The sequence below is a fragment of the Croceivirga radicis genome (assembly GCF_002072105.2).
Classification (GTDB): Bacteria; Bacteroidota; Bacteroidia; order Flavobacteriales; family Flavobacteriaceae; genus Croceivirga; species Croceivirga radicis.
In genome coordinates, this window is record NZ_MTBC01000012.1 from 1 (window position 1) to 10,818 (window position 10,818).

Sequence of the window (10,818 nt, forward strand, 5' to 3'; positions counted from 1 at the left end):
AGACCTTCCGTACCTGTGCCGTCATCATCATTGATGATACCATTAGCGGTAGCATCGTTTATAGGCACCAACGGATTGGTAGTGCTGTTCAAGGTAACGGTATACGCTTCTTGCGGTTCAATGATAGCATCATCCAAGATGTTCACCACGATTTGTTGTACCTCGCCATCCGTACCCGCAAAAGAAATTGTTCCATTAGTGATAGGCGTAAAGTCGGTTGCGGTAGCCGTACCAAAAGCGGTGGAGAAATCCACATCAAAACCAGCGGCATACGTTCCAGTAAGGGTAACATCAAAAGTAGCGGTAACGCCCATACCTTCAGTTACGATAACATCGGTCTGTATTATGGACAGACCTTCCGTACCTGTGCCGTCATCATCATTGATGATACCATTTGCGGTAGCACCGTTTATGGGAACTAAACTATTATTAGGAGTGCTTATCGTTAAACTAAGTTGTTCTTGACCTTCAATTATATTATCATTAATAATAGTAACCGGAATGTTAATGGTATCATTAGTTCTTGTGCCCGCAGGAAATGTAATAGTGCCAGAAGCATTAGCTACCGTATAATCTGCTGGAGTGGAAGCCGTACCATTGGCAATTACATAATTTACATCAAAAGCATCTTGTACATCAGGACCAGTATAACGAATGGTAAAGTTGGTTGTGCCTACATTTTCTAAAATTGTGAACCCCTCTGCATTTAATCCTTCGCCAGAACCAAAACTTTCGTTGTCCTGTATTGTACCTACACCATTAACATCTACCATGGGAATAAAGATGTTAGATGGATTTGATAGCCTTATGTTTACCGTTTCAGCTTGCTCTAGGATTAAATCGTCAAGAATATTTAAAGTAACTGTTTGGGTGTCCCCATTTTGCGTATTGGCAGGGAAGATAAGCGTTCCCGTATATGCATTTGCATCAATGGTGTAATCATTAGGTCTGGTAGCTGAACCGTTGGTAACTTCGTAGTCTACGGTAAAACCATTTTGAATTGTAAGTCCTTTGTAGGAAACTATGAATTCCGCAGTCCCCACATTCTCAGGAACATCAAAATCAGTTACACTAACCCCGAGTCCAGGTGCAAAATTATCGTTATCCAAAATACGTAAAACGCTGCGCTCCATATTTAAACGTACTCTTCTAGGGCCTATGCTGTATTTGCTGTTCTCTGCTGAATTGTAAGACTTTACAATCTCAAATTCTTCGGTTGGTTCAAAAATGTTATCATCTATAGTGGGTACAGGAATAAAAAGTTCTGTACCAGCTAGGGAACCTGCAGGAAAAGATACTGTGGTAGAAAAGCTATTAAAATCGGCCCCATCTGTAGCTGGGTTTGTAGCGTTCGCTTTTTCTTGAAATAGCGCATCTAAAAAATATTCATCTTCAATTCCAACATACGTACGGCCATCTGAATTTTGATCAGTTGATAAGAAAAATCGGTATTGAATATCGTCACCTTCCGTAGCACTAAAATTACCACCCACAATATAGGCTACATCCGTATCTATTACGGTGGCAATAGCATTGTCATCCTCTAAGTTAACGTCGCTAGTAGGGTTGCCAATACTTACTTCAAAAGTTTGTTCTGTTGCTTCTGCCCAATCGTCATCTACAGCAACAATACCTACAGAAGCTGAACTAGTATTAGCTGGGATGGTTACATTGATAGGTCTAGTATAATCTTCATCCGTGGTAGTGTTATTGCTATAACTAACTTCAAAACTTACGGGATTGCTTAATACATGACTAGATGTTACATTAATTGGAATGGTATTACCTTCTTCCGCACTGCCATCCGTAACTCTAATATTTGGTTTTATGGTAAATTGGGTTGGGTCATGATTTGGTAAATTACATTCATCAAACGAGCCAGAACTTACACTGTTTTTTTCTGTAGTATTAATAGCTCCTGTATAGCTTGCAGAAGCTTGCAGAGCAAAATTATCCAGACAACCGGGACAGGGGTCTTTTACATGGACCTCAAAATCCAGGTTATAACTTGGGGAATTGATATCCGTTGCACCATCTGGTACGGCAATGGTTAAGACTCTGGTAGTTGCGTTAAAACTATAGGTGGTTCCTGCCGGGCTATCATCATTTCCAATAAAATCTAATTGTTCTGGTAAGGTAGTTGTAATGGTTAGGTCCCTAACATGATCATTACCCGTATTATTCACGGTTAAACGCAAAATAGGGTTGTCGCCAGCTTCTAAAAAGGTATTATTGTCTTCTGTAGTAAGCTGCATGGATCCTAAATTTGGCTCATACACCTCTATACTTAGTCCGGTTAAGTAAACGCCATAGGTTTCTTGTGTAGAGGTAATTCTTAATCTAGCCGAAGTTTGGTTGTTGCCGATTATAGTATTTGCCGTGTTTTTTAATTCAAAAATCCCAGCATCAAAGCCCAAAGTATTGGTGCTTGCGGGTGTTCTATCTAAAAAATCTTTATTCTTTAAGGTAATTCTACTATTAAAAAAGTTAACGGTATCACGTACCTTGTTGGCACCTGAACCTTCAGTCATCTCAAACCATTGGTTGCTAGTGTCTAAAATTTGAAAGCGGTCTCCCGTAATATCTCTGTCACCTTCTAGGGCACCAAAAATGATGTCTGCATTAACTTTTCCTGTAGGTACTGTTTGAAAGCCCGAGAAATTAAACTCGGTTTCACCTTGGGTTTGTGTGGTGTGTACGTAGCCATCAAAAAGAGTTACATTTCTTAGGTTTAAGCTTTCGTTTTCATAAACAAAAACAATTTGCCAACCACCAGAGGTACCTGTTCTATTATTTAGATGGGACTGTAACCTACCTTCTGTAGCTTTTACATTGGCAATTTGGTAAATGCCAAAAGGATTTGCCAAGGCTTCTACTTCTGCTGTTATGTCTTTTACACAAACGTAAGGGTCGTTTACAAAATGCGTATCCCTACCTCTAAAAATAACTTCATCCGCATCAATGGTGTTATAAGCTGTTTCTCCGGGTAATTGTAGCTTAACTTGCCTAAAATCCCAACTAGGTTCTGTGCCTCCCGTACCTGCTATGGTATCCGTAGCGGTAGTTTGATATTCTTTATCCGCAGCAGCCCAATACAGCAGTACTTTTTTAAAATTATAACAACTTACACTTGGTAATGGATTTTTAAATTCTGCATTGGACGAATTAAAAGTGGAATTATCCGAGTCAATGTCTACAAAGACGTTATCTGTAAAATTATGGTTTCCATCTTCTCCGTTGTAATTACCATTGGCAGTTCTAGAAAGCACATTATTGGCAATCATAGTAACATCACCATTAATGGTTTCTGAATACCTGGGAGTAAATGGAGTTTGTAATTGCGCAACTAGGGAAGATTGCAAACAATTTAGAAGTATTGCAAAAACAATTAGTTTCTGCATGTAGTTATTAGCGATATATGTATTTCGCATATGGTTAAGTTTGTTTAATACTTGTGTAAATTGATTTGGGATTTCAATTTTGGCTAAAATTAGATTGCCTTTGACCCAATCGATAAATTACACGGTGTTTGTGCTGTTTATTTCGTTAAAATCACAAAATTTGTTAACGGTTAAATGTTAAAACAATTATTAAAGTGTTGTAGTCCAGTGGATTTTTGTGGTTGGCAGTTAGGCTAAGAATCTTTGTAAGAATTTGTAGGAAAACAGGGATTTTCGTTTAGTAGTTAACACGATTATTTTATTTAATTTTGAAATACATCTTTTTAGATAAAAAATATGAGCGACAAGAAAGGAAAAGTACAAGAACAAATACAAACCAAGTTATTAGAAGAGCGCAAGGTGTTTTTGTGGGGAATGGTTAACGACGATTCTGCTAAACACGTTGTAGATAGGTTATTGTATTTGGATATGATTAGTAATGATGAAATACAATTGATCATAAATAGTCCTGGAGGTTACGTTACTTCTGGTTTTGCTATTTATGATACTATTAAACAAATAAAAAGCCCAGTGTCTACCGTTTGTTCTGGTTTGGCCGCATCTATGGGGTCTATTTTGCTATCTGTTGGGAAAAAGGAAGACGCTTTATACAGCCCCATGCACGGGTAATGATCCACCAACCAAGTGGAGGTGCTCAGGGCCAAGCCTCTAACATTGAAATACAAGCAAGGGAAATAATTAAGACCAAGGAAATTGGCGCACACATTCTTGCTGATAATTGCGGACAAACTTTTGAAAAAGTAATGAAAGATTTTGATCGTGATTACTGGATGGATGCCAAAGAATCCTTGGAATATGGGATAGTAGATGGTATTCTAGAATAGAAATACTGCTTAAACAGAAATGAAAAGACCTTCATAATTATTTATGAAGGTCTTTTTATATATATTCGCTACTGCGTTATTTTTAAGGATATACGATAATTAATAGGTCTAAAGACGTTGGCTATAAGTTAAATATTTTAAAAATTATCAGGATTTTCAATAACCTGTTGGGCGCGTTCTTTAAGTTGTTCCAGTTCTTTGGCGTCCTTTTTCTTTAGCAAGTTCAGCATCATTCCCATGCGCTGGTTATCTTTAAAATATTCTTTTTTTTCATCTAAAAAATGCCAATACAAAGAATTAAAGGGGCAAGCGGCTTCTCCTGTTTTTTGGGTGTGTTTGTAGTAGCAATTTTTACAGTAATTACCCATCTTATTAATATAGTTGGCGCTACTAACATAGGGTTTTGTGGCTACAATACCGCCGTCTGCAAATTGGCTCATACCCCTTGTATTGGTAATTTCTACCCATTCCAATGCATCAATGTAAACGCCCAAGTACCATTTATCTACTTCATCTGGATTTATTTGCGTTAATAAGGCGTAATTGCCAATAACCATTAAGCGTTGTATATGGTGCGCATATGCATCATCTAAACTCTGCCCAATTGCGTGTTTAAGGCAATTCATTTTAGTTTTTCCAGTCCAAAAGAATTCAGGCAGTTTATTGGTATTGTTCAATTTATTTAGGGTAGCGTAATTAGGCATTTCTTTCCAGTAAATTCCACGCATGTACTCTCTCCATCCTAATATTTGTCTTACAAAACCTTCTACTTGGCTAATGTCTATTTGATCCTTATTCTCTAAATAGGTGTCTACTACTTTATCTATTACTTCTTTTGGCGATAACATTTTGCTATTCATGGCAAAGGATAGCCTAGAGTGGAACAGGTACTTTTGTGAGGTGTGCAATGCGTCTTGGTAATCCCCAAAATGTACCAATAATTCGTCACAGAAATGGTTTAAAACCTGTAGACTGTCTGCCCTTGTGGTTGGCCAGCTTAAATTATTGTTTGGAATGTTTCCAAAGGTTGCAATACCAGCTTCTTCCAACTCTTCTAAAATAGCGGTGGCATCTTTTCTAAAACCTCTTTCGTGCGGTATCTCTGGATTGCCTTGCCATTTTTTTCGATTACTTTGGTCAAAGTTCCATTTGCCACCTTCCGGATTGCTGTTAGATGCCATAAGAACACCGTGTTTTTTACGCATCATACGATAGAAGCTTTCCATTAATAGCGACTTTTTTCCCTCAAAAAAATTAGCCAGTTCGTGGCGCTCGGTATAAAAATGTTCACTATCTACTGCAGCCGTTTCTATGTCTAAATTTTGGCATATTTCTTTTAGCTGTTGATCTAGACGATACTCATCTGGTAATTGATATTCAAACTTTTCAATTTGATTTTCTGTAATGGTTCGCTGTATAAGTTTTGATAGTTCTTGCGGGTTCTCTTTTGCATTTATTTTGAAATAAGACACGGTGTGGCCTTTATCTTGCAATTCTTCTGCAAAAGAGCGCATGGCCATGAAAAAAGCGACCACTTTTTGAACGTGATGTTTTACATAGTCTGTTTCTTGGCGCATTTCTGCCATTAAATAGATACAGTTGGACTCCTTGTTTTTAAACCAACTATGTTTATGGTTTAATTGGTCTCCTAAAATTAACCTTAACGTCTTCATAAGCTCAAATCCATTGGTTTTGGTATTCTTTTTTTGGATCATACCGATCCGCTTGTAAGGCTATGTTGAACTTTCTATCTCGTGGATCGTTACCCACTCCAGAAACGTAGAGCCAATTACACCAATTACTGTGCACATCATAATCAATTAACATTTCTTCAAAATAGGCTGCACCATAACGCCAATCTTGTAACAAGCTTTTTGCCCAGTAACTAGCTACATTTTGCCTACCTCTGTTACTCATAAATCCTGTTTGCGCAAGTTCTTTCATGTTGGCATTAACAAAAGGTTCTTTGGTGCAACCACCAACCCATTGATTTAGAGTTTTTTTATCTCGATTCCAATCATAATGTTTATTTAAAATACCGCCTAATTGAAAAATTTTGTTATTATGTTTTAGACTTATGTATTTAAAATAATCACGCCAGAGTAGCTCAAAAATTAACCAATAGGTACTTTGGTTTTTGGTTCTTTCTTTTTCATATTTTTTTACCTCCCAAAAGACTTCTCTTGCAGAGATACTTCCATTGGCAAGCCAAGCACTTAATTTGGAAGAATAGTCTGGTCCTAACAAACCATTACGTGTTTCTTTGTATTTAGTTATTGCATTAGATTCCCATAAATAATAGTGAAGTCTTTCATGGGCATTTTTGCTTCCTCCTTTAAATGGAAATGCACTTCTAGGGTCTGTTTCAAACTCATCAAAACCAAGGTCTCCAAAATCGGGAATTGCATTGGTAATTATTAAGTTTTCTTTATCTAAGGTGTTTGGGGTTGATTGCAAGTAATTTACTTGTGCATATTTCTCTACCTTTTTTCTAAAGTTGGTAAAAACATCTGGTATTTGGGCGTAATCCTTAAAAGGAATAGCGTTGGGATGATATAAAAATTGGTCTTTAAATTGTACAATTTGTAAATGCTCAGGAGCCTTTTTTACGACTTCTGTAAGTTCATCTTCCTCTTCTTGCGTCCATTCTTCCTGTAGATAAAGCGTATTGATCTTATACTTTTTGATTAACTCAGGTAACAGTTGCTCTGGCAAAGCTACCTTGCAGATTAAAGAAATGTTGTAGGTTTTTAATTGCTCTTTTAAATCTCTTAAACTTTCTAGAAGAAACTTGGCCCGGTACTTTCCTAATTTGGTAAACCCATATTTGTTCTTTTTGAACAAATTGGGACTAATGGTGTAAACTGCAATTAACTGCTTATGTTTACTAGCTTCTACTAATGTTTTGTTGTCTTGGGTTCGTAAGTTATTTCGAAACCAAATGATAGCGCTGTCTTTCAAACTATTTGTTTTTTCTGCATTTTTCGCTGCAGTACAGTACATGTTCCCAATTGCGTTCCCATTTTTTACGCCATTTAAAAGGACGATTGCATACGGGGCAAATTTTCTCTGGTAGGTGTACTTTTTTATGCATCCAAAATGTTTAATCAAAAATAATAAACATTAAACAAAATAAGTTGCCATTTAACGTATCATGTGGTTAATAGTTCTTACTTTTAACAATTAATTAATCTAGTACTGCAATTAGCGGATAATGAAAAATAGGGATATAGCAATTATAGGCTCCGGTTTAGTAGGATCACTACTGTCTATATATTTAATAAAAAAAGGGCATAAGGTCACCGTTTTTGATCGTAGACCAGATATTAGGACTATTCAGTTTTCTGGTAGGTCTATAAATTTAGCTATGAGTAACCGTGGGTGGAATGCATTACATGCAGTAGGCCTAGAAGAGGAAATAAAAAAAATAGCCATACCCTTGTACCAAAGGGCCATGCACGTAAACGATCAGCCGGTTTATTTTCAAAAGTATGGCAAGGAAGGTGAAGCAATTTGGTCCATCTCTAGAGGTGTTCTAAATAGAAGGATGATTGATTTGGCTGAAGCTGCTGGAGTTAAGTTTAAATTCAATGAGAAGGTTTGGGATGTTAACTTGCCCGAAGCAAAAATTTATACAGGAGAAACCGAGAAAAGTGAATGGAAAGCGTATACGTTTGACCATATTTTTGGTTGTGATGGTGCTTTTTCAAGGGTAAGGCATAAGATGCAACGTAGAAGTAGGTTTGATTATTCACAGGATTTTATAGATGTGGGGTACAAAGAGTTAACCATTGCCCCAGATGAAAATGGTAATCATAAATTAGATAAAAATTCTTTTCATATATGGCCTAGAGGCAAGTTTATGTTAATTGCCATGCCCAATTTAGATGGTAGTTTTACCTGTACTTTGTTTTTACCTTTTGAAGGCGATGTGTCTTTTGAAACTCTTACTACGGAAGAAAAGGCCAAAGATTTTTTTAAGGAGTACTTTCCAAATGTTAGAAAAGAAATAGAAGATTTAACCAAGGATTTTTTTAAAAACCCTACCAGTGCCATGGTAACCATGAAGTGTTTTCCATGGACCTACTGGGATAAAGTGGCCTTGGTTGGCGATTCCGCCCATGCCATTGTGCCATTTTACGGCCAAGGTATGAATGCCGGATTTGAGGATATATTTGTACTAAACCAATTGATGGAAGAATTAGGAGATGATTGGGAAGCAGTCTTTAAAGCGTATGAAAAAGAGCGAAAACCAAATACGGATGCCATTGCCGAGCTTAGTTATAGAAACTTTATAGAAATGAGCAAGAAAACGGCAGACCCTAATTTTCTATTACAAAAGAAAATAGAGAAGCATTTTGCTAAAAACCATCCAGATAAGTGGATTCCGGTATATAGCAGGGTTACTTTTTCAGATAAACCCTATTCAGATGCCTTACATATTGGCGATGAACAAGAACGAATTATGAAGGAGATAATGAAAATACCTGATATTGAAAGCAAATGGGACTCTAAGGAAGTGGAAGAAAAGATATTGAGCTATCTTTAATTTTTAAACATAATAGAACATAAAAAAAGCCTTCTTTTTAGAAGGCTTTTTTTGTTTTTGATTGCTAAACTTTATTTAGAAAGTTTAGTAAAAAGCTTTTGCATTTTTTCGGTTTCCTCTTCTGCTAAAACAGGATCAACCAAAATTCTACCACTGTGTTCATCAGAAATAATCTTTTTTCTTGAAGCAATTTCTACTTGAACCTGAGGAGGTATGGTAAAGAAAGAACCACCAGAGGCACCACGTTCTACGGGTACGACTGCCAAGCCGTTTTTAACGTTATTTCTAATACGTTTGTAGGCTTTTATAAGTCTTTCTTCAATCTTAGATTCAAATTCTTCAGATTTTTTAAGTAGGGCGGATTCTTCTTTTTCTGTTTCAGCTAAAATAGCATCCAACTCACTTTTCTTGTGCTTAAGATGGTTGTCTCTTTCTGTTAAAACCTCTTTGGTTTTAGAAATCACCTCTTTTTTCTGCTCAATTTGTGCCTTGAACTCTTTTATGTTTTTCTCCGCTAATTGAATTTCCAATTCTTGAAACTCAACCTCTTTGGTCAAAGAATTAAATTCTCTACTGTTACGAACGTTTTTCTGTTGCTCGCTGTATTTTTTGATTAAAGCCTTAGCTTCTTCAATCAAATTCTTTTTGGCCGTAATTTCAAAATTAACCGTCTCAATATCAGACTTTAACTTGTCTATACGGGTTTTAAGTCCCAACACCTCGTCTTCTAGATCTTCGACCTCTAAAGGTAGTTCGCCACGAACGTTCCTTATTTCATCAACCCTAGAATCTATAAGTTGTAGGTCATATAATGCCCTTAGTTTTTCTTCTACGGTTGTCTCAGTTTTTGTAGCCATAAATTTTTAATAATACTTGATGGGATTAGTAATACTCTCCGATAAAGTGACCGCAAAATTAGGAATTTTTTCGTTAAGATATTGTACTAAAAGGTTTTTTGTAAATTGCTCTGTTTCATAGTGTCCAATATCTGCTATGATTAGCTTTTTTTCGGCCTGGTAAAATTCATGATATTTTACATCTGCCGTTATATAAATATCTGCCCCGGCTTGTTTTGCCGCGTTTATAGCAAAAGCCCCGCTACCACCCAAAACCGCGACTTTTTCTATTTTCTTATCAATTAATTCGCTATGGCGTACCACGGATACGTTCATCTTATGTTTCAAAAACTCTAAAAATTCTTTTGCATTTACAGGATTTTCTAAGGTGCCAATCATACCCATGCCTAAGTTTTGGTTCACATTTTCTAAGTTTACCAGCTCATAGGCAACTTCTTCATAAGGGTGGGTTTTAAATAAGGTAGCCAATATCTTGTTCTGAAAAACAGGATCAAAGGTCATGCTAAGTTTACTTTCGTTTTCAAAATGTGTTTTACCAATTTCTCCAATAGTTGGCTTAGCATTGGTACCCGGTTTAAAACTACCCATACCTTCAACGCTAAAACTGCAATGGCTATAATTGCCAATATTTCCTGCCCCTGCATTAAATAGAGCTTCCCTAAGATTCTCTAAATGGGTATTTGGAACATAAGTGGTTAGTTTTTTTATAACACCTGTTTTAGGTATAAGTATTCTAGGGTTTTTAACTCCAAGTACCTCACATATTTTTGCATTAACACCTAACGGATTATTGTCCAATGCAGTGTGCATGCTGTAAATTGCAATTTTGTTTTCTATAGCTTTAAGTACCACCCTTTCTACGTAGTTTTTACCTGTAATTCTCTTAAGGCCCTTAAAAATTATAGGGTGAAAACTAACTATAAGATTACAGTTTTTAGCTATGGCCTCGTCTATAACATTTTCTAGTGTATCCAAGGTTACCAAAATACCCGTTACCGTGTTTTTAGGATTTCCTATTAACAAACCTACATTGTCAAAATCTTCTGCATGTTGTAGTGGTGCTAATTCTTCTAAAACAGTTGTAACTTCTTTTATTGTCATGGGTAAATTTTAAAGCTCTAAGATAA

Annotated in this window: 7 protein-coding genes and 1 pseudogene; 2 read left to right on the plus strand and 6 right to left on the minus strand. The window is 36.4% G+C overall.

The genetic code is table 11. From position 1 onward, the window contains the following. Window positions 1-3,431 (minus strand): Calx-beta domain-containing protein (locus BUL40_RS14575; RefSeq protein WP_317044022.1); only part of this gene is annotated, 3,431 nt, incomplete at its 3' end. 306 nt (window positions 3,432-3,737) lie between these two features. Between BUL40_RS14575 and BUL40_RS14580 the strand changes: the two are divergent. After that, window positions 3,738-4,285: pseudogene (locus BUL40_RS14580) on the plus strand (ClpP family protease). A 137-nt stretch (window positions 4,286-4,422) separates the two neighbouring features. Here BUL40_RS14580 and BUL40_RS14585 read toward each other — a convergent pair. From BUL40_RS14585 to BUL40_RS14595, 3 genes are read right to left on the minus strand one after another with little or no spacing between them, the layout of a single operon-like run. Next, window positions 4,423-6,000 carry a cryptochrome/photolyase family protein gene (locus tag BUL40_RS14585; protein WP_080319851.1) on the minus strand — a complete coding sequence of 526 codons (1,578 nt, stop codon included), beginning with the start codon at window positions 5,998-6,000 and terminating at the stop codon, window positions 4,423-4,425. After that, window positions 5,963-7,288, minus strand: a complete 1,326-nt coding sequence (locus BUL40_RS14590) for a DASH family cryptochrome (RefSeq protein ID WP_080319852.1) — start codon at window positions 7,286-7,288, stop codon at window positions 5,963-5,965. Before BUL40_RS14590 ends, BUL40_RS14585 begins: the two co-directional genes overlap by 38 nt. Continuing rightward, the gene (locus tag BUL40_RS14595; RefSeq protein ID WP_010518512.1) at window positions 7,248-7,379 is read right to left on the minus strand and encodes a DUF2256 domain-containing protein; all 132 of its coding nucleotides are present in this window, start codon (window positions 7,377-7,379) and stop codon (window positions 7,248-7,250) included. The genes BUL40_RS14590 and BUL40_RS14595 overlap by 41 nt, the downstream gene beginning before the upstream one ends. Window positions 7,380-7,499: 120 nt before the next feature. On the opposite strand from BUL40_RS14595, the gene BUL40_RS14600 reads away from it, so the two are divergent. Beyond that, window positions 7,500-8,834 (plus strand): FAD-dependent oxidoreductase, encoded by a 1,335-nt coding sequence (locus tag BUL40_RS14600; protein ID WP_010518513.1) that lies wholly within the window; start codon window positions 7,500-7,502, stop codon window positions 8,832-8,834. A gap of 71 nt (window positions 8,835-8,905) precedes the next feature. On the opposite strand, the gene BUL40_RS14605 is transcribed toward BUL40_RS14600, so the two are convergent. Then, the gene (locus BUL40_RS14605) at window positions 8,906-9,691 is read right to left on the minus strand and encodes a zinc ribbon domain-containing protein (RefSeq protein WP_010519893.1); all 786 of its coding nucleotides are present in this window, start codon (window positions 9,689-9,691) and stop codon (window positions 8,906-8,908) included. 6 nt (window positions 9,692-9,697) lie between these two features. Next, window positions 9,698-10,792 carry a Nif3-like dinuclear metal center hexameric protein gene (locus tag BUL40_RS14610; RefSeq protein WP_080319853.1) on the minus strand — a complete coding sequence of 365 codons (1,095 nt, stop codon included), beginning with the start codon at window positions 10,790-10,792 and terminating at the stop codon, window positions 9,698-9,700. Window positions 10,793-10,818: the final 26 nt, after the last annotated feature.

Bases quoted from the DNA above. Each gene is read 5' to 3' on its own strand.
- BUL40_RS14605 (WP_010519893.1), bottom strand. From the start codon at position 9,691: ATGGCTACAAAAACTGAGACAACCGTAGAAGAAAAACTAAGGGCATTA.
- BUL40_RS14590 (WP_080319852.1), bottom strand. From the start codon at position 7,288: ATGTACTGTACTGCAGCGAAAAATGCAGAAAAAACAAATAGTTTGAAA.
- BUL40_RS14610 (WP_080319853.1), bottom strand. From the start codon at position 10,792: ATGACAATAAAAGAAGTTACAACTGTTTTAGAAGAATTAGCACCACTA.
- BUL40_RS14595 (WP_010518512.1), bottom strand. From the start codon at position 7,379: ATGCATAAAAAAGTACACCTACCAGAGAAAATTTGCCCCGTATGCAAT.
- BUL40_RS14585 (WP_080319851.1), bottom strand. From the start codon at position 6,000: ATGATCCAAAAAAAGAATACCAAAACCAATGGATTTGAGCTTATGAAG.
- BUL40_RS14600 (WP_010518513.1), top strand. From the start codon at position 7,500: ATGAAAAATAGGGATATAGCAATTATAGGCTCCGGTTTAGTAGGATCA.